Raw genomic sequence first — 24,563 nt, forward strand, 5'->3', positions numbered from 1 at the left:
AAAATATGTTTCACATATTCATGTTAACATATCAATAACAATTGACACTCGAGCGCACGGCTTGGTGTTTTATATCATGCACAACCTCTCAAGAGAGTATTTATGGGAGTTCACAGATGAACAATTCTGCGACTAAAACAAAAACTTTTTTTGGGCATCCATACCCATTGAGTTCGCTTTTCCTCACAGAAATGTGGGAACGCTTCTCTTTTTACGGAGTTAGACCGTTACTTATCTTATTTATGAGTGCGGCATTATTGCAAGGCGGGATGGAATTACCCATTGAACAAGCCTCCGCTATCGTTGGTATTTTTGCAGGTGGGGTTTATATCACCTCACTACCCGGCGGTTGGTTAGCCGATAACTGGTTAGGCCAACGTCGTGCTGTTTGGTATGGCTCATTAATCATTGCGTTTGGGCATTTGTCTATCGCAATGTCTGCATTTTTATCAAACACCTTCTTTTTCGTTGGGTTATTACTCATCGTATTGGGTACAGGGCTATTTAAAACCTGTATTACAGTAATGGTAGGAACCCTGTATAAGAAAGAAGATACACGCCGTGATGGCGGTTTCTCCCTGTTTTATATGGGAATTAACATGGGTTCATTTATTGCCCCGTTGATTATTGGTCCACTTCATGAAAAGTATGGTTGGCATTTAGGTTTTGGCCTTGGTGGCTTAGGCATGTTAATTGCGCTGCTAATCTTCCGTTTTTACGCCATTCCTCAAATGCGCCGTTATGATAAAGAAGTTGGCCTTGATTCCACATGGAACCGCCCAACGGTTGAGCGCAAAAATGTGGGGAAATGGGTGACCTTTGCCATGGTGTTATTAGCCATACTGGTTGTCTTGATTGATAATGGTACTATCCCATTTAATGCCTCAATAATCGCGAAAAGCTCTGCTTATGTTATCTCGACCTGTGTGGGCATCTATTTCTTATTTATGTTCTTCCTTGGCGGCTTAACCAGCAGTGAACGTTCTCGCTTACTAGCTTGCTTAATTTTACTAGTTGCAGCCGCATTTTTCTGGTCAGCCTTTGAGCAAAAACCGACTTCATTTAATATCTTTGCTCGTGACTATACTGACCGTCAAATGGGCAGTTTTGAAATCCCAACCATTTGGTTCCAATCAATCAATGCGCTGTTCATTATATTGTTAGCGCCAGTATTTAGCTGGTTCTGGCCTTCGCTGGCTAAACGTAATATGAACCCAAGCAGTATGACCAAGTTCGTGATTGGTATCTTATTTGCTGCTGGCGGCTTTGCTATCATGATGGTAGCGGCAAACCAAGTGCTTGCAACACAAAGTGGCGTTTCACCTTTCTGGTTAGTTGGCAGTATCTTATTACTGACATTAGGGGAACTGTGCTTAAGCCCTATCGGGTTAGCAACAATGACCTTACTTGCGCCACAAAAAATGCGCGGCCAAGTGATGGGGCTATGGTTCTGTGCGAGTGCATTGGGTAACCTTGCTGCGGGCATCATGGGCGGTAACATCCGTAAAGACCAATTAGATTCCATGCCTGAGCTCTTCTCTCACGTCTCTATTGCGCTGGTTATCTGTGCCATTGTATTGGCAGCGTTGATTATCCCTGTTAGAAAAATGCTTAAAAATGCAGACAAAAATGAAGCAAATGCTTAATAACGCTCATTAATTGTCCTCTATCCGGTAGCAGCTCACTCGCTACCGGACCTCCTCTGCGTCATTAACTCCCTAATAATTTGCTTATTATATTTCATAGAATAGGCGCTATACTGCTCTCTCACCGTCCCATAATGACTTTAGGAAATCATTCAATGAGCCTATCCGCCCCTATTTACTATGTTGATGCCTTCACTGATACCCTTTTTCACGGTAATCCTGCTGCGGTTGTGTTACTCGATAACTGGCTACCAGATGAACAGCTCATTGCTATTGCCGCAGAAGTGAACTTATCAGAAACCGCATTTTTAGTCGGTCGTCATATCCGATGGTTCACCCCTAAAGTTGAAGTAAAACTGTGTGGTCATGCAACACTTGCCGCTGCCTTTGTGTTAAATCATGTGCTCCAACAAGATATTCATCCTTTAATATTTAATTCTCTATCCGGTGAGCTAGTTGTGACGCAAAATGGCCCAGGATTTACTCTGGATTTCCCAATACTAGGATCCGTACAAAACGACCCAAACCAGTACCCACACCTCGCCGACATCCTTGGAGTTAAAATCAAAGAGCTTTGGATAGCGAAAGACCGTTACCTGTGTTTTCTTGAAAGTGCACAGCACGTTCAAGACTGTCAGCCGGATATGTCAAAACTTTCGCAGCTTTCTCTTCCTGGATTAGCAATTACAGCAGAAAGTGCTAATGGCGACTGTGACTTTGTTTCTCGCTATTTTGCCCCAGCAAAAGGGGTAGATGAAGACCCTGTAACCGGTACCTCACATTGTGCTATCGCGCCAATATGGGCAGACCGGCTGAATAAATTGCAGTTAGTTGGCCAACAAATTTCATCACGCGGAGGAGTAGTTCAATGTGAGCTGACCTCTGAACGAGTAAAATTAACAGGTAAAGCCGTCTTATTCCTAACAGGTGAAATCCACATTTAAGATTAAAAATCAAACAAGTAGAAACAGAATCATTTCTATCCTGTCTATTCTTCTATCCAAATAGTGCCAGCGCCAGTATTTTTCTTGAACATTATTACTCTTGAAATAGTGGCGCCCATTTCATATCCGAAAAACATCTTTAACATTTAATTAAAAATTTTAATTTCAACCCAATTTGGTTTACAATTATAATTATTATTAAAGATATAATTACAATTATAAATATTTCTAATTGAAGCTTTGGTCAATTGTGAAAAACTCATTCGATATAAGGAACTTAATAAGATGGCTATTACTAGAAGAAAATTTTTGATTGGTGGTGGCGTTGTTGCCGTTGCTGCAGGGGCCGGAATTTTAACTCCAATGTTAACTCGTGAAGGTCGATTTGTGCCTGGTAAGCCACGACATGGCTTTGTTGCAGGAACTGAAGGCTCTCTACCACAGCAAGCTGACGTCGTTGTTATTGGCGCTGGAGTTCTGGGGATCATGACTGCAATTGAGCTGGTCGGGCGTGGTTTAGATGTTGTTATTGTTGAAAAAGGTAACATCGCAGGCGAGCAATCATCCCGCTTCTACGGCCAAGTTATCACGTATAAAATGCCAGATGAAACGTTCTTACTACACCACTTAGGGAAACAGCGTTGGAGAGAGATGAACGCGAAAGTCGGTGCAGATACTAGCTACCGTACTCAAGGTCGCGTTGAAGTACCATTTGATGAAGAAGATCTTGTCAACGTTAGAGAGTGGATTGATACTCGCAGTAAAAACGTCGGTTCAGATATTCCGTTCAAAACACGTATTATCGAAGGTGCTGAGCTCAACCAACGTTTGAATGGTGCACAATCTAAATGGACTATCGCTGGTTTTGAAGAAGACTCTGGTAGCTTAGATGCTGAAATTGCGACCTTCGTCATGGCAGATTACGCCAAAAAATTAGGTATAAAAATTTATACTAACTGTGCAGCTAGAGGCTTAGAAACCCAAGCAGGCGTCATTTCTGATGTCGTCACCGAGAAAGGGGCTATTAAGACTTCGCGTGTTGTTGTCGCAGGTGGCGTATGGTCAAGGCTGTTTATGCAAAACTTAGGTGTTGATGTCCCAACACTGCCCGCTTATCAATCTCAGCAACTGATCACCGGATCACCAACTGCACCGGGGGGTAACGTTGCTTTACCTGGCAATATTTTCTTCCGTGAACAAGCTGACGGCACCTACGCAACATCTCCACGTGTGATTGTTGCCCCTGTTGTTAAAGACTCCTTCGTTTATGGTTATAAATACATTCCATTGCTGTCTATGCCTGATTTCCCTGTGCATATTTCATTAAATGAGCAGTTAATTAATTCATTTACCGAACCAACCAGCTGGAAGTTGGACGAAATTTCACCATTCGAAAAACACAGAAATATGACGGCATTGCCTGATTTACCTGAGTTGAATGCATCATTTGAGAAATTAAAAACTGAATTCCCTGCATTTAAGGATTCTAAACTTATTGACCAATGGAGTGGTGCTATGGCCATCGCACCTGATGAGCATCCAATTATTTCTCAGGTTAATGAGTATCCGGGCCTTTTCATTAATACTGCTACAGGTTGGGGAATGACAGAAAGCCCAGTTTCTTCTGAGCTCACGGCTGACTTGTTACTGGGTAAAGAGCCATCATTGAATGTTAAACCATTTAGCCTATACAGATTCAGCTAAACTGGCTTGTAAAACTTGCTCACAAAAACCCTTCAATTTGAAGGGTTTTTTTATTGCCTATTGTGTCTTTATTACATAGTATTCGAAACTTAAATCAAATGGAGTGATTATGAATAAATTACTATTAACAATAGCGATTTCACTATTAAGTACCACTGCTTTCGCTGAGAAAAGTTATACCGTAGAGCAATTAGAGGATATGATTGCTAAAAACAATAAACCACAAATTGCAGTGCCTGTTTTAGATGGTTCAATTGCAAAAAACGATTTTCCAACCTGTAAGTCAGGCTTAATCGAGTGGCTTGATGGTGTTGAAAAATACCCTATTACTGTTGAAAAAGATGTTGATGGCGAAGATTTTTCTGCCACGATTTGGGCTGAGTCTAAAGCATTTTTAGTTTCTTGCGTTAAAAGTGGCAACAATGCAAAAGCTGTTCGTATGAGCGCAGAGTATTTAGATAATTAATTTCATGCCTCACTTATAATTTAAAGGCTCATAATTTGAACTCAGAGCCTTTAATATTACCCTTCTGATTTTAGCTACAGCTGATATTCTCAAAAACTTCCCCTGCCGGAACGATTCACTTCACATTTATTGCTGAATTAATTTGAAATGAGTATTACACTTAGCCTTTAACATTATTGCTTTTAACAATTACGAGCATACTAAGTAACAATTGTAAGGTAGACCATGAGTTCCATCGCTGACGATGTTATCGCACAAAAAATAGAACAATCCATTTCTCGCGTCTCTAAAGTCGTATTTCCAACAACAACGAACCACCATAGCACCCTATTTGGCGGTACTGCTCTCGCTTGGATGGATGAAGTTTCTTTTATTACCGCAACGCGTTTTAGCCGTAAGCGCCTCGTTACCGTATCAACTGAGAAAATTAATTTCACCCACCCTATCCCTTCAGGCACTATTGTTGAATTGGTCGGTAAAGTCATTCGAGTCGGAAGAACCAGTTTAACGGTTAATGTATCGATTTTTTTAGAGGATATGTATTCTGATGGTCGTGAAGAAGTGATACATGGCCAATTTAATTTTGTCGCCATTGATGACAACGGTAAACCTACTCCATTATTTGAGTTATAAGCTTTTTTAAGCCATCAACGGGCAGGTTCTTATCATATTGTTAAGGTGTGGGCTCTGTAAATTTCAATTCACACCTTTCTAATACATATGCACTACTCCTTATTTTATTTACTTTCCTCACCTTTAATGTGTTTTATATCGATAATTTATTCGTATTAAATGTCTTTTAAAAATAATCTTCTAAAATAAAACTTATCAATTAATATTTTATTCTCTTATCTTTAACCTCCGCATATGATTTCAAATCATTTTTTTATTAATATCTTGTAACAACAGATACATAACATTACTAAAAGACATTAAACTTCATACTCAAATATATTGTCTTTTTTATTATATATTGATATTTTTCAATTAAAATCGTAGAGTATGGGAAGTTACTAATTACCCTAAAAATGCGTAAAAACACACAACGTATCGCTTGTTTTATATTACGTATTTTGATGTAGTTTTTTTTATATAATATGCTTTACTTTGTTGACAATAAATCTCATTGAGACATTGTATTAAAAACAGAAAAAAACAACGCTAATATAAGATATCAAATCATGCTTAGAATTCTCTCATTTATTATTTTATGTGCCTTTTCAATTAACCTGAGTGTCGCCGCAGTTCCCAAAGAAGCCATTAAACGCATCGAGCAAGAGGCACAAAAAGGGGATATAAAAGCACAAGTCATGTTAGGAATTGGCTATTACCTTGGGAATGAGCTTAAACAGGACTATGGTAAAGCAAAGAAATGGCTAACAATGGCATCGAATAAAGGCAACTCCGATGCTCAGTTGTTTTTAGGTGATATGTATTTAAATGGTAATGGTGTTGAAGCCAACCTTGAAACGGCTATGGATCTATTCGAAAAGTCAGCGAATAAAGGCAACGTTGAAGCCCAAAACTACATGGGGCAGTTTTACTATCAAGGTATTGGTGTAAAACAAAATTATATTATTGCTTTTGAATGGTTCAAAAAATCTGCCGATAAAAAGTTCCCACCAGCACAATACCAAGTCGGTAAGATGCTAGAAAGTGGTGAAGGCGTTGAAATAAATGAAAAATCCGCGGCCGAATATTTAGCTCAAGCCTGCAAAGCTGGCTTAAAAGAAGCTTGCGTAAAAAAATAAACCTATCCTAATATTCCCTGCATTTTGCCTGATATCATTCATTGTAATGACATCAGGCTTCTCTCTTTTTTTGATGAAAAATCTTATTACCGCTACTTGCTCACACCCTTTGCCCAATAAATCCATTACTATTAATAATCGAATTCACAATGTATGATATTGTTCTAAACTTATAATATAAAAGAAAAAGGGAGATATTATGTACAAGACAATTTTAGTTCCTATCGATGTAACCGAAGATGCCCTCACTAATTTATTAGTGCCTCATGTTAATTCGCTACAAAAATTGAACGATGCAACAGTACACTTTCTTGCCGTAACCGCACCAATTTCAAATTATTTACGCTACGGTGGCACAATCTTGCCAGGAGACTTTCCTGATGACGAAAAGCAAGCTGAAATTATTCTGACCGAGCTAAAAGAAAAAATTAAATTATTTGATATCCCTGCAGATAAGATACAGGCAAAAGCAACCGTCGGTTCTGTTAAAGACGAAATTCTCGCGACAGCAGAAGATATTAACGCTGATATTATTTTACTCGGTTCACGCCGCCCAAGTATGTCAACCTATTTGCTCGGTTCGAATGCAGCCTCAGTAGTTCGCTATGCGAAAACTAGCGTATTAGTTGTTAGATAATAAGGGCTAAAGTTACATTTACAGCTAAACCAACGCATTTTACAAATAAAAGGCTTAGTCTTAATGATTGTTACAAAAAACAGCAAAGACATACACTTTATAAGGCTATTTTCTCGCTAATTTAGAGTAAATTAAAGGCTCATAAACATTTTCGTGATTTTCACGCCCTGCTTTTTAGCAGGGTTTTTTTATGCGATAAAACTGTTCAGTGGCTTAATCTAAAACGCTTAAAAGGAATACCGTCAAAATCAACAATAGCCTCTTCAGTAAAACCATAACGCAAAATCGCTGATATTTTCTTACGCGTTAGCGGTAAGTGAATTGTAACGGACTCAACCTTCAGTGATGTAAAAGCTTTATGAATTATATTATTAACAATGTATTTTCCCTTTCCCCAAAACTTGGGATGCAAAACTAAAGCTAAATCCGCGTCACCCGCTTCATTTTGTAACCCTCCCCAACCTGCAAACTGACCATTAATCATAATGGCCCATACGCCATAGCCATGTTGATCCCAATGCTGCTCTTTTCCTGCAACCCACTCACGGCAGGCTTGCTCATCAAAAAGATGACTGCCTAACGGCATATGTTCAAGCACAGCAGGGTGAGTATTTAATGCGATAAGATCTGCAGTACCAATTTGGTTTAGTTGAAAAAACTGAATAGACATAGTGAGCGTTTTATCCACATAACATATTAATAAACCGAATATATAATTTAACTATCTTCCCAAAAAATGATGCCCCACTCAAGTTAGTCGGGCATCAACACCCCGTTATTACTGTTCTAAGGCTGTCGCCATGACTTTTTGGAAATCTTCCCAAGAACAATAACCGCTTTTATCTATTGGGCACCCTTTTAACTCTAATGTGACATGCTTAGGAGGTGTTTGTAATGATAAATATGTATTATCCCTAAGCTGATCTGAGGTTTGATAAACATATTCTACTTTCATAAAATCTTTATTAGCTTGTTTGTCCGTCCAACGTTGAAACACTAATTTCCCCCCAATTGGGGTGTGCTCATACTGCTCTGGTAATTGATATGGTTTAAAATCCATAGCTGACATCAACGAAGCAATATTCGAATCATGACCGACTAAGAATATAAATTTTGCAGTTTCTCCTTTATCGACAGAAACAAAGCCTTTATCAATATAATTCAGTATTGGATGAGCCACATTCTTAGCGATAACTTTTGGCGTAAACAACGTTTCTTGGTAAGCATTTTTTAACGTATTCAGTTTTTTCCATTTTTCAGGGGTATCCACAAGCCCCCAAGCCACATCATTAGCCGAAAAACCTTCATAATATTGCAGATCAATAGCGTCTACAGCTGAATTCGCAATTTTTAATGGGCCACTGACGCCCGGTTCTTTTTCTGCTTCAATAATAAAACTATTTTTTTGGCTGTTTAAATTACACAGTTTATCTGTTTTACATTTTTGGGAGTCTTTAATATTCAGAACTGTATCCAATTCTTCATAACCCGCTGTAAGCGATAACCCGTTAAAATATTGCTCCATCTCCGCAAGTGCCTTCTGCTTAAATTCAGGGGAGCCATTCGTAATAATGGGGTTAAAAACAGGATCCATTTTGCCAATTTCAGGCTGATGATGAATACTCACCTTGCATCCAGGAAATGCACCTGCCGCAAAAAATTGGGCGGTTGCTATCGTTCTTTGTAGGCTATTCGTATAAAGGTACACATCCTCATTGCTCGTTGGGCACAGTTCATCTGCAAGTAATTTATTTTGGTCGATCCATTCCCTAAAATAATGCCCCATATAGACTTCAAGTGCGCCACCTTTCGTTGTGAGATAACCACTTTGCGCATCCCAAGCAGGCCATTTTTTATCAGTCACTTCAGTAAGAATACCGGTATTTACGATAGGTGTACGTAAATTATGGCGGCTAAGGACTAAAACTTGGTCCAAAATCATATCTGATTCGGTGCCTGTATTGGCTAATACAGGTGCAATTGGTGTTAATAGTGCCGTAGATAAACAGAGAGTTAATAATTTATATTTCATTAAGATACCCCTACGATTAAATTAACAAAGAAAAGTACTTTTATCGCTATATTAAATAATTGGCGAAAAAATTACGCCGTAGCTAGTCTAATAATGAAGTAGTTAGCTTTTTTTTCTGCGATAAATATCTCAAAAACAACCTTAACGTAAATTTAAAATAAGCGATTGACATAAAAAAACCAAAAGCTAAGATTTCCAGTTAATACATGGAGATAATATAATGATAGTCCAAAGTGCCACACGTGCACACGATGATGATATTATTCGTGTTTGGGAGTCTTCAGTTAGAGCCACCCATCATTTTTTAACTGAAGAAAAAATTGCAGAGCTGAAAGTTGCTATCAAACAGCTTTATTTACCACATTTAGCTGTTTTTGTCGCATTCGATAACACAGGAAACATGACTGGTTTTCTAGGCTGCGATAAACACCGCCTCGAAATGTTGTTTATTTCTCAAGAAAATAGAGGCCAAGGTACTGGGAAAAAACTCCTTCAATATGCCATTGACATGTTAGGCATTACTGAACTGGACGTTAATGAACAAAACCCTCAAGCCATCGGCTTCTATCAGCACATGGGTTTTACACAATACGCACGTTCTGAACTCGATGGTGAAGGTAATCCGTTCCCTATTCTCCACATGCGCCTTAATAAACAATAACCATGAAAATCATTAAATTAGAAACAGAACGTTTACGGCTACGTGGGTGGCAAGAAGAAGATAAGCACCCACTTTACCAAATGAATAGCCATCCCGATGTCATGCACTACTTTCCTTCTGTGCTAAATGAACAGCAAAATGCACAATTTATGGAAACCATCATAGATAAATTCGCTCAACAAGGGGGGTGGGGATTATGGGCTGTAGAATTAAAATCCAATAAACAATTCATTGGGTTTATCGGTTTAAATATTCCCGCCGCTAATTTACCTTTTTCCCCTTGTGTTGAATTAAGTTGGCGCTTGCATCCCAACTATTGGCACCAAGGCTATGCGACTGAAGGGGCTCACGCCGCGATCAAATTTGCATTTGAACAACTAAAACTAGAAGAGCTTGTTGCGTTCACCGCGGTGGTCAATTCTCCATCAGAATCTGTTATGAAAAGACTTGGAATGATAAAACATCCAAATAACTTTTATCACCCTGCACTCCCTGATGGCCATTGGTTGCAAGAACATGTGCTATATCGATTAGCGACTGACAACCGTTAGTTTGCCACAATGAAATTGCTCACAATTCATGCTTATTTACACCCAATAAAAAACCGCTGCCATGCTTAGTCACACAACAGCGGTTTCGTTAACCTAAAAATAAATTATTTTTTACTTTCAGCTTCGGCTTTAGCTTCTTTCGCTTCAACATCGCGGTACCAACGAGGGTGATGTTTTCTCGCCCAACGGCGGCTAACTTTCCCTTCGATCATTCCGTTGATTGAACCTTTAACCCAAAATGCCATGTACATATGAATTAAAATGGCATGGATCAAGACAATCGCAGCAACAGCGTGGATCAACAGCCCCCAACGCACCATCCACATTGGGAATAAATGTGCGAAATAAGGGCGCCAAATAATAATACCGGTGACCAAGAGCACAAAAATCAGGCTCATGATACTCCAGAACATCATTTTTTGACCGGCGTTATATTTACCGACATCAGCCACTTCATGTTCGTTACCTTTGAGTACTTCAACAATATTTTTAATCCAAGGTAAGTCTTTCTTATCTGGAATATTGTGTTTTACAAAGCGAACAAACATAAACATCAGCACGACGAAAATGAGTACACCGAAGAATGGGTGTAAAATCCGTCCCATTTGTGGTGTACCAAAGGTTTCCGTCAACCATTTCAGTGTTGGGAAAAATAACGCGATCCCCGACAAAGCAACCAAGAAGAAACTGATGACAACCGTCCAGTGACACGCGCGGTCAATAAACTTAGTCCGCACAATCATTTTGCTTTTCTTACTCATGGTCATCTTTCTCCTCTTCATCACTCACTTCTTTGTTCGGACCAATTCCCACATAGTGGAAAATCAACCCTGCAAAGGTCGCGATAAATCCAACGACAGAAAGTGGTTTCAAGATGCCCTGCCACAGATTGATTGGCGTATCAATTTGTGGGTCTTTAGGCAGGCCATGATACAGTTCAGGTTTGTCAGCATGGTGAAGTACATAAACAACATGTGTACCACCAACGCCTTCAGGATCATAAATTCCCGCTTGCGCATAACCCCGATTTTGCAATTTCGTTACGCGCTCTGCACCGTATTCCAACATCTCTTTTTTCGTACCGAAACGAATAGCGCCTGTTGGACAAGTTTTCACACATGCTGGCTCTTGGCCAACACTCACCCTATCAACACACAAGGTACACTTGTATACTCGATTATCTTTCGGGTTTAATCGAGGAATGTTGAATGGGCAACCTGCGATACAATAGCCACAACCAATACAGTGCTCTGATTGGAAATCCACAATACCATTTGCGTACTGAATGATTGCTCCTGCTGATGGGCAAGATTTCAAACATCCAGGATCGGTACAGTGCATACAGCCATCTTTACGGATCAGCCATTCTAGCTTGCCCATTTCAGTGGTTTCGCTAAAACGCATCACCGTCCACGATTTTGCACTTAAATCCGTAGGGTTATCATAAACCCCAACGCAGTGGCCAACTTCGTCACGGATATCATTCCACTCAGAACATGCCACCTGACAAGCTTTACAGCCGATACAGGATGACACATCGATGAGCTTACAGACTTCAAGCTTATCATCACGCGCTTGTGGCGGAGGCGTAATGCTATTGGTCGCGGAACGTTTAATAATGTCTTGAGATTGCATGGACATGTTCCCTCCCTTACGCCTTCTCAATGTTAACTAAGAATGCCTTATACTCAGGTGTCTGAGAGTTAGCATCGCCGACAGACGGCGTTAACGTATTGGTGATAAACCCTTTTTGAGTCGCGCCTTCAAAGCCCCAGTGAATCGGTAATCCAACAGTTTCAATTGGTTTCCCATCCACCATCAGCGTTTGTAATCGAGGAGTGACAACCGCAACTGCTTTGATAAACCCACGCTTACTACTGACTTTGACCTTATCGCCTAACGCAATTCCTTTGGCTTTCGCTAGTGTTTCGCTGATTTCAACAAATTGCTCTGGCTGAGCAATCGCGTTCAAGCGAGCATGCTTGGTCCATGTGTGGAAATGCTCTGTTAAGCGGTATGTGGTTCCTACATAAGGGAAATCTTTGTGGTCGCCAAGACGTTTCTTGTCTTCATCAAAAATTCGCGCCGCTGGGTTAGAAACCACATTCGGGTGCAACGGGTTAGTGCCAAGTGGTGTTTCAAATGGCTCATAATGCTCAGGGAATGGCCCTTCTGCCATCTTATCGATAGCAAATAAACGACCTAAACCTTCTGGTTGCATGATGAATGGCCCTGTTCCTACTTCAGGTGCAGAAGCATTAAAGTCAGGAATATCATTACCGACCCATTTTTTACCATTCCACTCGATAAGCACGCGGTCTTTATTCCACGGTTTACCTTGGGTATCACAAGACGCACGGTTATAAATCACACGGCGGTTCAGAGGCCATGCCCATGCCCAGCCCAATGTGTTACCGATACCGGATGGGTCGCTGTTATCACGATTTGCCATCTGGTTGCCTTTCTCAGTCCAGCTACCGGTGTAAATCCAGCAAGAAGAGGCTGTTGAACCATCGGCTCGCAATAAAGCAAATGAGCTGAGTAATTCACCTTTTTTCGCTTGTAAATTGCCGTCAGCATCATAAAGATCAACCAGTGCAACACCGTTGTTTTCTTTTGCCACTTCTTCTGATTCAGGATGGAATTGTTGTTTATAATTCCATTTCATTTGCATCAGAGGATCTTGGCCTTGGCCACCTTCTTTCTCATACAATTCACGGATCTTATACAGAATTCCGGTCAAGATTTGGCCATCATTACGCGCTTCGCCTGGGGCATCTGCGGCTTGCCAGTGCCATTGTAACCAACGGCCTGAGTTTGCTATCGAGCCATCTTCTTCCGCAAAACAAGTCGATGGTAAACGGAACACTTCGGTTTGAATCGAAGCCGTATCAACGTCATTCATCTCACCGTGATTTTGCCAGAAATTAGCCGTTTCAGTGACTAATGGGTCTACAACAATCAGGTATTTCAATTTACTGAGGCAACTAACCACTTTGTTCTTATCAGGGAATGAAGCCACTGGGTTAAACCCTTGACAGATATAGCCAGTCACTTGGTTTTTGCTCATCATGTCAAAATACTTCATGACATCATAAGCTTGGTCCCATTTAGGTAACCAGTCATAACCCCATTGGTTTTCTGCTTGAGCTGAATCACCATAGAAAGACTTCATCAAACTCACGAAGAATTTAGGATAGTTACTCCAGAAATTCACCTGATTTGGTAATGTCGCTTTTGGTGTATTCGCAGTCAGGTAGCTATCAATGTCTTGATGCTTTTCAGAAGGCAGCGTCAAGTAACCCGGTAAACTGGTTGATAGTAACCCTAAATCTGTCAAGCCTTGAATGTTCGAGTGCCCGCGCAATGCGTTCACACCGCCACCCGCAACCCCCATGTTACCTAGCAGTAACTGGATCATCGCCATGGTGCGAATATTTTGTGCGCCAACAGTATGTTGTGTCCAGCCTAATGCATACAGAAAAGTCCCAGCTTTATCTGCCGCACTTGTTGTGGCTAAAATTTCACAGACTTTCAAGAAATCGGCTTTTGGCGTTCCACAAATTTGCTCAACGATATCAGGCGTATAGCGTGATACGTGTTTGTGAAGTAAATTCCACACGCAACGTGGATCTTGTAATGTGTCATCGCGCAATGCGTGACCATTTTCATCAAACTTATAGTTCCAGCTGGTTTTATCGTAACTACGCTTATCAGCGTCATAACCACTAAATAAACCATCGTTAAAGTCAAAATCGTCTCTAACAATCAACGATGCATTGGTATAGTTCTGAACATACTCAGCATTGATTTTTTGGTTTTCAATCAGGTACAGCAAAACGCCCGATAAAAAGGTAATATCGGTTCCTGAACGGATAGGGACATAATGGTCAGCAACTGATGCAGTACGCGTAAAACGCGGGTCTATGACAATCAGTGTGGCATCATTGTTATTTTTCGCTTCAATTGCCCAGCGGAACCCAACAGGGTGTGCTTCCGCAGCATTACCGCCCATAACGACGACAACATCGGCATTTTTGATATCAACCCAGTGGTTGGTCATCGCACCGCGACCAAATGTTGGAGCAAGACTTGCTACCGTTGGTCCGTGTCAGACACGCGCTTGGTTATCAACCGCTAGCATTCCTAGCGATCTGGCGAATTTTTGCGTCAACATTCCCGTTTCATTACTAGCAGCTGATGCACAAAGCATCCCTGTTGATAACCAACGGTTTACAGTTGTTCCTTCCGCATTTTTTTCAATGAAATTCGCATCGCGATCATCTTTCATTAAGCGTGCAATGCGTGTGAAGGCATCATTCCAACTAATGCGTTCCCATTTATCAGAGCCTGGCGCTCTATATTCTGGATAACGTAAACGATTTTCGCTTTGGATATAGTCGAGTAGGCCAGCCCCTTTAGGACATAAAGCACCACGGTTTACCGGGTGGTCTGAATCACCCTCGACATGGAATATCGCGGATTTAGCATTCATGGCGCCATCGCCCATGCTATATATTAGTAATCCACAACCGACAGAACAGTAAGTACAAGTATTACGCGTCTCTTTAGAGCGAAGTAATTTATATTCACGTACATTAGCTATTGCCATTCCAGGCATAAAACCTAACGCAGCTACAGTTGTACCTGCCATCCCGCCAGCGCAGATTTTAAAAAACTTTCTGCGACTAACGTTCATTGCTACCTCTTTATATTTTTTGTATAAATCGATGAGAGAATAGCAGCCTAATATGATTAGATATTGCCTAAAATCAATGAAAGTGAAAATAAAAGTTTAATTAATATTAACTGAGTAGTTAAACATCAATTAAAATTACTACCAATAGAGTATTTATTGTTAAATTGATTTAGATCAAATGTTACATTTTAAAATATTTTAGTTAAATGCTGTTTTAATTAACATTTCATAAAAGAGAATAGTTTAATTTCGTAAAACAATAACCCTTACATTTAATTTAAAATTCAAATGTGGATCTAGCATTTATTTGATGAAATAAACATAAAGAGATAATTCTGTAGCCATCTTAGTCCCCTCATTACCTTAAAATAAATAATTAAATTTTTAAGATAATAAGATAACATTATCATCTACTTCCAACCACTAATAATGACCCCTGCCCCTACAAGTACAACCAGAGCACCCACCCAATCAGTCACGGTAAGAGAGACACCATCAACCACTTTCAGCCAGACTAACGCTGTGACAATATATATCCCGCCATAGGTTGCATAAATTCGTCCGCTCGCTTCTGGGTGTAATGTCAGCAACCAAACAAACAGCATTAAACTTAAGGCTGCAGGAATTAATAACCAAGCCCCACCTTGTTTTTTCATCCAAAGATAAGGAAAGTAACAACCTGCAATTTCAGCCAATGCTGTAATAAAGAACAAACCAATAATTTTTATCGACATAAAATCCCATTCAAAATAGTGCCCATAAATTTCACCTTTATATTAGCAATTTTAACACTCACTGTTATGCATTTTTAACTAACATCAGTGAAATTCGCCTTGCAATCGGTAAGACAAAAAATACGGTCGGGAAAGCAATCATCCAAGAGAGCATCCACGAACTCAACCAAGGAAAAAACACTTCGCTGGTGAAGCCCAAGGCTCTTATCGTACTAATCAGCGAAACAATTCCACTCATGACAAGGGATAAAAAGAAAGGAACAAGAAAAATCATTGCACGAGCGGGTAACTTGGGAATACCTAAAACATAATTACGGTCTTGATGTGACATAAAAACTCCAAGGTTGGCGGGCACATAAAGCACTATATCACCTGTATTATTACACTTTCATTCATTATTATAAGCTGTAAAACAATTCGAATAGGTACCATATTATGATTTCAGGACATGTATTTATAGCAACCAGCTTAGACGGTTATATCGCCCGAAAAAATGGTGATATTGATTGGCTACAATCCTTCGACTCAACAAATGAAGATCACGGATATCATGATTTTATGAGTCATATTGATGCTATCGTTATGGGACGTGGTACTTATGAAACACTCTCTCATATGACCCCTTGGCCATATGAGTTGCCAGTTATAGTGCTTTCTTCATCATTAGCCAGTCTGCCAATCCCTGAACATTTAATTGGCAAAGTTCGCTTCCTCAATCACCTCCCCGAAGAAGCCATGGCCCTATTAGAAAAAGAAGGACATCAACATATTTATATTGATGGCGGGCAAATAGTTCAATCATTTATAAACAGCGGGTTAATCAATAAACTGATTATTACACGATTACCTATATTACTTGGCAACGGGCGCTCACTATTTGGCCCAATACAACAAGATATTCGCCTAAAACATATCCAAACCATTACCTTCCCATCCGGCTTTGTACAATCACACTATGAGATTTAATGAGTTAAAAGGGAAAAGTGGTATTCCACCGCTCCCCTCAAGGATGCTTAAAGCCAATTTTTGATTTTATTAGTTAATTGTTCTCGCACAATATCATTAAGAAAACTTGCCTCTAACGCGTGCACATTACACTGAATAAAATCGTCAATAGTCCAGTTAAAAACCTTGTGTAATAACTGGTATTCTTGATTTAGTGTCGTATTCGCAACTGTTCGCGCATCAGTATTAATATTCAGCCTTACACCACGTTTCTTTAATTCATTAACTGGGTGTACTTGAATACTGTCAAAAACATTACAGGTAATATTACAGCTAGGACAAACTTCAAGTAATATCTTATCAAGCTTTAATCGTTCAATTATTTCGTCATTTTCAATACTTCTTACACCGTGTCCAATTCGGGATACTTTCAATTTATCGAGTGTTTCAAGCACACTTTCATACCCTAAAGCTTCCCCTGCATGAGCAATCACCTGGCCACCACATGAGCGAACATAATCAAACGCAGCTTGATGGTTATTCAGTGTAAACCGAGCTTCATCTGCAGCTAAATCTAATGCAACAACATTACGGCCTTGATAATCAATAACTAATTGGGCCGTCTCCAAGCTTTGTTGCTCTGTAAAATGGCGTAAGGTACATAGTATTAGCCTAGCTTCGATAGCGTATTTTTCTTTGGCTTGTTCCATGGCGTCCAAAACAACTTCGACTACCTCTGCACTTTTCAGACCTTTTCTAAGATGTAACAACGGAGCAAAACGTAGCTCAACATAAATAACATTATCGTTCTGTAGTTGTTCAAATAAATCATTTACAGCAAGAGAAATTGCCATTTTAGTTTGTAAAATATCAAGTTGTGGCTCTATACACTTTAAAAAGTCACCTAGATCTTCACATTTTTCAGGCGCAATAAATGTGCTCGCAAATTCGTTAAATGAAATGGATGGGTTAGCTTGCTTTACATAGTGAAAACTTAAGCAAGTGTCTAAATGCACATGTAATTCGACTTTAGGCATTAAATTTATCTTTTCATGCATATCATCAGTACAGCCAACTCTATTCGATAATTGTTCTTTCATGTATATCTCCTTCTATTGAATATCACCTAAACTAACAGTTCATCAATAGATAAAAAAAGGACATACGTCCTTTTTTACACTTGCGAATCTATGCCATACTGCTCACTGTAAATACGCACATTGATAGAATAAATAATGAAAAAAATTATCTCTTCTGAAAAAATCAAAGAATATTTTACTCTCTATCAGCTTGATAAAATTCTGACTGAAGAAACAATAAAGTCAGCAAAATTTATTAAAATCAGCTCATCTGAGTACTTAATGTCGCAAAATGACACAATTAAATTTATCTACTTTCTTTTAGAGGGAAAACTACAAGTTGAACGCTATGAAATAAATGGCGAGCATGTTGTTTTTTCATTTGAAAATGCGTTTTCAGTTATTGGTGACTTAGAATTATTTCAGAACAATGATGCCAAAAACCCCCGTATTTACAGTACGATACAGGCAGTCACAGATTGTGAATTACTCGCATTTCCACTACAAATTATTCAAAAGAAAGAACTTAGCTCCCCTATTTTTTTACAATTTATATGTCAACATCTTAGCAAAAAGCTTTTTAACGCATCGCAGCTACACTCTTCTTCTGCATTTTCTGTTGAATATAAATTAAGACGTTATTTAGTTTTTGCCGAAAACCAGTATGGATCTGAATTTAAATTGGAAAATCGCGATTCAATAGCCGCCATGCTTGGTGTGTCTGTCAGGCAACTAAACCGCACATTAATAAAACTAGTTGAAGGTAAGCTTATTGAGCTTAAAGGTAAAAAAATTAAAATCATTAACCTAGAAAAGGTTAACTGACTGAAAGTGAATTACAAAAGGCTGTTATAACAGCCTTTCTACAATTTTTACTACTTCTTAGTTGCCAAAATAACACTGGAAGCTTTGATAATGGCAGTTACTTTACTTTTAACATTTAATCCCAACTCTACGGTACTATTATTTGTTACCACTGCAGATAATAAAGTTCCCGCACTGGTTTTTAAATTTACCACAGAATTAACGCTCCCTTTTTCAATGGATTCAATCACGCCATTAAATTGATTACGAGCAGAGAAATTATATTCTTCAGCGTTGGACACAAGCACAACCCAAGGTGCTTTTATTACTGCCGTTGCCACTTTACCTTTTTCTAAACCAAGTTGTTTGGTACTATTTTTAGTAATCACTGCCGCAATACTTTCACCATTGCCTAAATCGAGTATAATTTCATCATTTACCGCTCCCATAACAATGGACTCAACAACACCTGAAAGTTGGTTTCTTGCAGAAATAGCCATTAAACATCTCCTATACTTTAATAAAATACGACTTCAGTAAGATTATTTTTTAGTAATTTAATACTATTGCCATTTGAATTAAGATTCAAAACAAAATCGCATTTATAAGCAATATGCTTAGCGTTATAGTCGTATTTAGAATGACTTAGTCCTTCATTTCATATAATAAACAAAGAAGTAACTTAAACTGATTACGGCATAATTGGAGCTGGTGTTGGCTCGCGCCTATCATTAAAAACGTTCCCAAAACGAGAACTTCCTTGGTTCCATTCCTCAACTGCGGTATGAATATCAGCTTTAGTTCGGCCAATAAAATTCCACCACATCAACACAGGTTCATTTAAAGGCTCACCACCCAGTAATAAAATATGGCTATCTGTGGCGAGTTCTACAGAAACTTCAGTTATATTTTTGCCTAAATAAACTAATTCATTACTATTAACATGCTGCCCTTCAATAACAGCACTGCCACTTACCACAAAAATACCGTATTCAAATTCAGAGCGTAACGTTAAAATTTGTCGAGCGGATTTCTTCGCAACAATATCGAGCCCGATCAACGAAGAAAATGTTAATGTTGGTGCTTTATAAGTTCCATATTCCCCAACGAGTAAATTGAAGTATGTTTCACCTTCAGACCAACGTGGCAATATAGGATAATGGTCAAAACGAGGGGCAATATCTTTAACTGCTTCAGGTAAAGCAATCCACAATTGCACTGCATGTAACTGGCGACTCTCTCCATGGGTATCTTCAGAATGGCTGATCCCATGACCCGCTGTCATTAAATTGACCTGCCCTGGCCGAATAACCTGTTCATAGCCAAGACTGTCTCGGTGTAATACCTCACCTTCAATCATCCAAGTGAATGTTTGTAAAGCTGTATGAGGGTGAGGTGATACCTTCATCCCCTCTGAATCGCCTTTAAAAACCGTAGGCCCTGCATGGTCAAGAAAACACCAAGCACCTATTAGTCTCCGCTCTCTTGTCGGTAAAACTCGTGCAACAGGAAGCCCACCAACATCTTTCGAACGTGCTGTAATCAACTGTAAATCAGGTATTTTATCATTATGTTGAATACTCATGCTTACCTCATCAGTAATTAACAGATATTATTGGCGGATATCACTGTATTCAGGTGTTCTATCGAATATTGCTTTTGCAAAAGGGCATAATGGAATAATTTTTCGCCCTTCTTCTCTCATTCGCTCAACAACCTTAGCAACTAATCGCTTTGCAATGCCCTGTCCTTTTAAGCTTTCATCAACCACTGTATGGTCAATAATCACTAAGTCGTCACCAGTATAAACAAAAGTTATTTCGGCAAGGCGCGTTTGCTTGTCATCAGATAAAATAAAAAAGCTATTGTGATTGGATTGGATATTCATCATAAATAACGCCTCTACGTTAAATCAATTTAACTTAGAGTATGTGAGGTATGCTGAAAAGACAATATTCTTCAATTGTCGATGTGATCCAAATATTTTGAAGTTAAAATAAGAATAAAGTGAGAAAAGATGCTGCGACAGCGCTTAACTAGAGACTAAATTTAGTTTAACGCTGTTTTCAACTAGTTCATTAATGTGATGCACATTAATTGTCAGAAAAATTACTTATCACCGTATAGGTTAATGAATTTTCTGAACTATCGATAATTTTTAATTTTACATTTCGATAAGAAATAATATCGCTATTCTTAAGGTTATACTGAATATTATCTCCAAATCCTTGATTCTCAATATTTGAACCTATTCTCTGATAACTAACATCGACAACCTTGTCATTTATCCCATTGAAAATTAAGGCTTGTTCAAATGAATCACCATCAGAATTATTTAGTTTTACCTGTTCGATTTGTGCTTTATCACTACAAACAGCGACATTAACATCTGTCACGATACAGATCTCATTAGGACCAGACCCTTTTTTAATTAAAAGTGAATTCCACGGTTGCCCTAAAACCTCAACAGTGACCGAGCCAGAATCAACGATTTGGTCTGGCATATAAAAATCGCCTTTATCACTTGAACCCACTTTTTTGAATACACCGGGGATAATTTTGTAAGCCAAATCTATCTGTATTGGGTTTAATACTTTAATTCCGTCTATTTCACTAATATTGCCTTCTCTTACTAAGGGTTGCCCTACTGTAATATGGTTGACCTGGCCTATTTTAGGTTCACTGATTTTTTGTGAGTCAGGGACATAGTTATACTCAGTTACCGCACACCCAGATAAAGAAGCAATACAAAAAGCAGGAATTAATAATTTATTCATCTTGATAAATCCATGGAGTTAAGATACTAAATAATATATTTATAAAACAGTTACAACAAGTTACTATTTGTATCCTCTGATACACATCAAACCTTTGGTTTATCATTCCGTTTGAATTTTTCTCTACTTATATTGAATACTAAAAAATACTGTAACTATTCCGTCTTATTCATATTTAAATTAATAAAATGTTATAAACGAAGCATTAATAGTTATAAATGTACAAAATAACCATTTTACAGATGGATAATCCACCTTATGAGATATTAATAACACAAGCAATTGCTTTTAATGCACATCAACATTTTAATCAAAGAAAGCCACTCAAAAAAGAACTACGCGAATTAGAACAATTACCCATGAAGCCACCGTAGATGGATAAGTAATAATTAGCCTTAAAACAATGAAAATATATTCATAGTTTATTAAAATGACAGTTCGGCAATAATTTTAAAAAATCCGCCGAAGTGGATATTACCATTTTAATTATAAAATAGAGTGACTACTCTAAGAAAAATTAGACATCAATGCTTCCTTGATATCTTCCCGCTTTGATATTTCCATTATGACAAAGGTTGAAATATAATGTTTCTTTAGTGGTACGGGTCATTAGAACTGTTTTGCGTTTTCTTAAAGGTATACTGAGAGCCCCATCTTGTCTCTTATGAACCCCAAAAGGGCTGCCCCTTTGCATTATTAGGTCATCTATAGATTTACCAACCCAACTTTGGCGGCGATTTTTGAATTCATATTCATCTTTTTCTCTTTCTAATTGTGCTTTTGATTTCATTGTGGTGGTGGTGTTATTTCCATTAGTTTTATGCTTTGCACCAGGGGCACCCGTTAACGCATAAGTGATATCTAATATGGTATCTCTATATTTCTGAGTGCAACCACTTAATATAATCAGTGAAACCAAATAATACTTAAATTAAATTTTCTATTCATCGAAGATAGCTCAAAATTAATAATTTATAATAATTTCATATAGATATAAAATTTAAGTGTATCTTATACTAACTATAGTAATTATTAGACATATGAGAATCATCCGATATTTAAGTAAAAGTAACCTAATACCCCAGTATTGCACCAATCAAAACGATATAAAAGATGATAGCAGCGATAATGCCAGCGTGTAGGATTTATCTACAGGAAAATTGTAGAGGGAATTTCTATACAAAAAACTATACAACAAATTGTAGAGGATTTAGAAAGACGTTAGTAGGTTCGGTAGTGTGTAATTTCGCTAGAATGCTTGATTTACTTGGGATTGGAAGACTTTAGAAGATGTTGCTAGAAGTGAAGATGGCGGAGGAGAGAACCATACACATCACTCATTTCATTGATATTAAATAATTATTTAAATTCTAACTTTATAGATACCCCCAAATGTACCCCCTAATATTTTTGTCATGCCTGTTTTGAGGTGATTTTTAATCTCAATGTTAGCCCTACACTTTCCAGTAACATCATTGCATAAATATCATCAATGGCAACTTCATTGCAGATAATGAAACACCAACCAGAAATAACCCTCCCCGTGTTTTTCACGACTCCGTTTCAAACGGAACTGTAAAATTAACACTTGTGAGATTTAAATGACGGCAGTGATTATTTGCGCACCTCAATATGGGTTATACAAAATAGAATAGGTAGGCTGGTGGACCTATTCGAACTGCCCCGATATTTTCGGGTTAGTTGAACTGGTCATCTTAAAGAGGGTCAGTTAAAGGTAGGTAACTAATTGTGGGTTAGTTTAAAGAGGAGAAATAGCCTATTTAGATTTTCCGATTTCAAATCGGCTTATGATGATACTAACTTTTACTAACCTGTAACTATCTGCGCCCCTGTTAGCTGATAACCATTAAACCATTCATAACGACCTGTAGCAGTTACTTTGTTTCCTTTCTGGCAGGTCATTAGCTCCAGCGCGTTAATATCGAATGCCACTATCTTTAATGGGTACGGGCTACGCTTGTCACTCTCAGCCTGAATAGTCATTGTGGCCATAACTTTACCTGTGGCTGTTTTAACTCGCTCAGGAGCTTTTATTACCGTTCCTGATGTGGTGATCCTGATTGATTTTGCTTTTCTCATTTCTGGTTTATTCATCTTGATACCATCACAATATAAGCCAGTGGTTAAAATATAATGCTAGTGGGATTCTGGAAGATCGGATAATAATTCTAATTTCTATGGTGATCTAAACGTTAATTTATCCATGATGATACGGGATAATCCCGTATGTAGCTATAACCTATTGATTATACTTAATTCCGTTAAATCGACGGAATCAAAATATAACTGATTGATAACGCTTAATTCTGTCACAAAACCAGATTAACGCTCATTGGTCATCGTTTCAGTGACCAATGGTAATAGGTGGCAATACATTGTTTTCATTACTAACGGTCAAATTGACCGCCTGAAACCTTAGCGTAACCTTAGTGTTAGTTTCCATTTGCTAAAGTGCGTTTTCACTGGAAACCTCGCCGTAATCTCGCCCTGATTCCTTACCGTAACCTTACCGTTATCGACTTAATCCTCACCGTAATCTCACCGTTCAACCTTGCCGTAACCTTGCCGTAGTTCGTTATTGTCGCTACCTATCTCTCCCTCATTAGTGAGGGCAACATCAATTTTTAAATTTTGCGGTAATGTTTATTTTGGCTCCCTCATTGATGAGGGTAGCATAGTTTAAGTTGTTGATTTTTATTCAGAGTGCTTATTTGCACTGTGGGATTACTCCCTGAGGACAAATTTGTCCTGTGGTTACTTTTGGTGGTTACCAGAGTGGTTACTTTTATCTCGTGGGCATTATTGGAATATTGCCAGCCAGTGACGAGCCTCCGATTTCAGAGCCTCATGTCTCCTTAATATCAAGGAGTCCTATTCAGTCGCCTTAAGTGCCCTTGATTTCAAGGCAACCTATAGCCTGTATACCGTCGCACTTTTTCTTGCATCGCTTAATATTTGACCATTGCGATTATCTTCGCATCACCGTTTCTGTGCTGGCTTCGTCCATTGGTAGGTAGGTGCTGTCATTCTCCGTCTGTGCCGTTCTTTAGCCTGTATCGTCTGCGCTACACCTGTTCTAATGGCTAACCTATCGCGTCCGTTGAGTGATTGC

At 38.7% G+C, this 24,563-nt stretch carries 25 protein-coding genes; 11 read left to right on the top strand and 14 right to left on the bottom strand.

Annotated elements, in window-relative coordinates; all coding sequences use genetic code 11:
- Window positions 1-116: 116 nt before the first annotated feature.
- From PSF67_RS18035 to PSF67_RS18065, 7 genes are all read left to right on the top strand, one after another.
- Window positions 117-1,646, top strand: coding sequence for a peptide MFS transporter (locus PSF67_RS18035; RefSeq protein ID WP_102139547.1), 1,530 nt, complete (start codon window positions 117-119; stop codon window positions 1,644-1,646).
- Window positions 1,647-1,801: 155 nt separating this feature from the next.
- Window positions 1,802-2,590, top strand: coding sequence for a PhzF family phenazine biosynthesis protein (locus tag PSF67_RS18040; protein WP_272677408.1), 789 nt, complete (start codon window positions 1,802-1,804; stop codon window positions 2,588-2,590).
- Between the two features lie 285 nt (window positions 2,591-2,875).
- Window positions 2,876-4,294, top strand: coding sequence for an NAD(P)/FAD-dependent oxidoreductase (locus PSF67_RS18045; RefSeq protein ID WP_272677410.1), 1,419 nt, complete (start codon window positions 2,876-2,878; stop codon window positions 4,292-4,294).
- A gap of 109 nt (window positions 4,295-4,403) precedes the next feature.
- Window positions 4,404-4,760 (top strand): hypothetical protein, encoded by a 357-nt coding sequence (locus tag PSF67_RS18050; protein ID WP_206276191.1) that lies wholly within the window; start codon window positions 4,404-4,406, stop codon window positions 4,758-4,760.
- Window positions 4,761-4,985: 225 nt separating this feature from the next.
- The gene (locus PSF67_RS18055) at window positions 4,986-5,393 is read left to right on the top strand and encodes an acyl-CoA thioesterase (RefSeq protein WP_102139543.1); all 408 of its coding nucleotides are present in this window, start codon (window positions 4,986-4,988) and stop codon (window positions 5,391-5,393) included.
- Window positions 5,394-5,941: 548 nt separating this feature from the next.
- Entirely contained in the window at window positions 5,942-6,511 is a 570-nt protein-coding gene (locus tag PSF67_RS18060; RefSeq protein ID WP_125890762.1) for a tetratricopeptide repeat protein, read from the top strand.
- Window positions 6,512-6,710: 199 nt separating this feature from the next.
- The gene (locus PSF67_RS18065) at window positions 6,711-7,148 is read left to right on the top strand and encodes a universal stress protein (RefSeq protein WP_102139541.1); all 438 of its coding nucleotides are present in this window, start codon (window positions 6,711-6,713) and stop codon (window positions 7,146-7,148) included.
- A 205-nt stretch (window positions 7,149-7,353) separates the two neighbouring features.
- Here PSF67_RS18065 and PSF67_RS18070 read toward each other — a convergent pair whose 3' ends face one another.
- Both PSF67_RS18070 and agp read right to left on the bottom strand, forming a co-directional pair.
- Window positions 7,354-7,818 (bottom strand): GNAT family N-acetyltransferase, encoded by a 465-nt coding sequence (locus PSF67_RS18070; RefSeq protein ID WP_272677412.1) that lies wholly within the window; start codon window positions 7,816-7,818, stop codon window positions 7,354-7,356.
- A 108-nt stretch (window positions 7,819-7,926) separates the two neighbouring features.
- A complete protein-coding gene (gene agp / locus PSF67_RS18075) occupies window positions 7,927-9,180 on the bottom strand; it encodes a bifunctional glucose-1-phosphatase/inositol phosphatase (protein WP_272677413.1) in 1,254 nt (417 codons plus the stop codon).
- 220 nt (window positions 9,181-9,400) lie between these two features.
- Here agp and PSF67_RS18080 point away from each other — a divergent pair, with 220 nt between their 5' ends.
- Window positions 9,401-9,841: a GNAT family N-acetyltransferase gene (locus tag PSF67_RS18080; protein WP_213914108.1), complete on the top strand. Its 441-nt coding sequence runs from the start codon at window positions 9,401-9,403 to the stop codon at window positions 9,839-9,841.
- A gap of 2 nt (window positions 9,842-9,843) precedes the next feature.
- Window positions 9,844-10,392 carry a GNAT family N-acetyltransferase gene (locus PSF67_RS18085; protein ID WP_272677414.1) on the top strand — a complete coding sequence of 183 codons (549 nt, stop codon included), beginning with the start codon at window positions 9,844-9,846 and terminating at the stop codon, window positions 10,390-10,392.
- Window positions 10,393-10,496: 104 nt separating this feature from the next.
- Here PSF67_RS18085 and fdnI read toward each other — a convergent pair whose 3' ends face one another.
- From fdnI to PSF67_RS18110, 5 genes are all read right to left on the bottom strand, one after another.
- Window positions 10,497-11,153, bottom strand: a complete 657-nt coding sequence (fdnI, locus tag PSF67_RS18090; protein WP_125890756.1) for a formate dehydrogenase-N subunit gamma — start codon at window positions 11,151-11,153, stop codon at window positions 10,497-10,499.
- The gene (gene fdxH / locus PSF67_RS18095) at window positions 11,146-12,033 is read right to left on the bottom strand and encodes a formate dehydrogenase subunit beta (RefSeq protein WP_004909723.1); all 888 of its coding nucleotides are present in this window, start codon (window positions 12,031-12,033) and stop codon (window positions 11,146-11,148) included. Before fdxH ends, fdnI begins: the two co-directional genes overlap by 8 nt.
- Before the next feature lie 10 nt (window positions 12,034-12,043).
- The gene (gene fdnG, locus PSF67_RS18100; RefSeq protein WP_210848445.1) at window positions 12,044-15,091 is read right to left on the bottom strand and encodes a formate dehydrogenase-N subunit alpha; all 3,048 of its coding nucleotides are present in this window, start codon (window positions 15,089-15,091) and stop codon (window positions 12,044-12,046) included.
- A gap of 410 nt (window positions 15,092-15,501) precedes the next feature.
- Window positions 15,502-15,825: a YnfA family protein gene (locus tag PSF67_RS18105; protein WP_210848444.1), complete on the bottom strand. Its 324-nt coding sequence runs from the start codon at window positions 15,823-15,825 to the stop codon at window positions 15,502-15,504.
- 64 nt (window positions 15,826-15,889) lie between these two features.
- Window positions 15,890-16,156, bottom strand: a complete 267-nt coding sequence (locus PSF67_RS18110; protein WP_166184867.1) for a DUF2798 domain-containing protein — start codon at window positions 16,154-16,156, stop codon at window positions 15,890-15,892.
- Window positions 16,157-16,260: 104 nt separating this feature from the next.
- Between PSF67_RS18110 and PSF67_RS18115 the strand changes: the two genes are divergently transcribed.
- Window positions 16,261-16,791 carry a dihydrofolate reductase family protein gene (locus PSF67_RS18115; RefSeq protein WP_210844425.1) on the top strand — a complete coding sequence of 177 codons (531 nt, stop codon included), beginning with the start codon at window positions 16,261-16,263 and terminating at the stop codon, window positions 16,789-16,791.
- A gap of 47 nt (window positions 16,792-16,838) precedes the next feature.
- Here PSF67_RS18115 and add read toward each other — a convergent pair whose 3' ends face one another.
- The gene (add, locus tag PSF67_RS18120; protein ID WP_242685891.1) at window positions 16,839-17,870 is read right to left on the bottom strand and encodes an adenosine deaminase; all 1,032 of its coding nucleotides are present in this window, start codon (window positions 17,868-17,870) and stop codon (window positions 16,839-16,841) included.
- Between the two features lie 135 nt (window positions 17,871-18,005).
- Here add and PSF67_RS18125 point away from each other — a divergent pair, with 135 nt between their 5' ends.
- A complete protein-coding gene (locus PSF67_RS18125; protein ID WP_166185292.1) occupies window positions 18,006-18,674 on the top strand; it encodes a Crp/Fnr family transcriptional regulator in 669 nt (222 codons plus the stop codon).
- Between the two features lie 50 nt (window positions 18,675-18,724).
- Here the strand turns inward: PSF67_RS18125 and PSF67_RS18130 are convergent, their stop codons facing one another.
- The 6 genes from PSF67_RS18130 to PSF67_RS18155 form a co-directional block, all read right to left on the bottom strand.
- Window positions 18,725-19,153, bottom strand: a complete 429-nt coding sequence (locus PSF67_RS18130) for a TOBE domain-containing protein (protein WP_181489864.1) — start codon at window positions 19,151-19,153, stop codon at window positions 18,725-18,727.
- 191 nt (window positions 19,154-19,344) lie between these two features.
- Complete coding sequence (locus tag PSF67_RS18135) at window positions 19,345-20,238, bottom strand: pirin family protein (protein ID WP_272677416.1); 894 nt, start codon at window positions 20,236-20,238, stop codon at window positions 19,345-19,347.
- Window positions 20,239-20,265: 27 nt separating this feature from the next.
- Window positions 20,266-20,541: a GNAT family N-acetyltransferase gene (locus PSF67_RS18140; protein WP_166185345.1), complete on the bottom strand. Its 276-nt coding sequence runs from the start codon at window positions 20,539-20,541 to the stop codon at window positions 20,266-20,268.
- Between the two features lie 205 nt (window positions 20,542-20,746).
- On the bottom strand, window positions 20,747-21,430 hold the full coding sequence (locus tag PSF67_RS18145) for a hypothetical protein (protein WP_206277069.1): 684 nt from the start codon (window positions 21,428-21,430) through the stop codon (window positions 20,747-20,749).
- 517 nt (window positions 21,431-21,947) lie between these two features.
- Window positions 21,948-22,349: a hypothetical protein gene (locus PSF67_RS18150; protein ID WP_272677418.1), complete on the bottom strand. Its 402-nt coding sequence runs from the start codon at window positions 22,347-22,349 to the stop codon at window positions 21,948-21,950.
- A 908-nt stretch (window positions 22,350-23,257) separates the two neighbouring features.
- Entirely contained in the window at window positions 23,258-23,545 is a 288-nt protein-coding gene (locus PSF67_RS18155) for a hypothetical protein (RefSeq protein ID WP_137019097.1), read from the bottom strand.
- Window positions 23,546-24,563: the final 1,018 nt, after the last annotated feature.

The sequence above is a fragment of the Providencia sp. PROV076 genome (assembly GCF_028483405.1).
GTDB classification, from domain to species: domain Bacteria; phylum Pseudomonadota; class Gammaproteobacteria; order Enterobacterales; family Enterobacteriaceae; genus Providencia; species Providencia huaxiensis.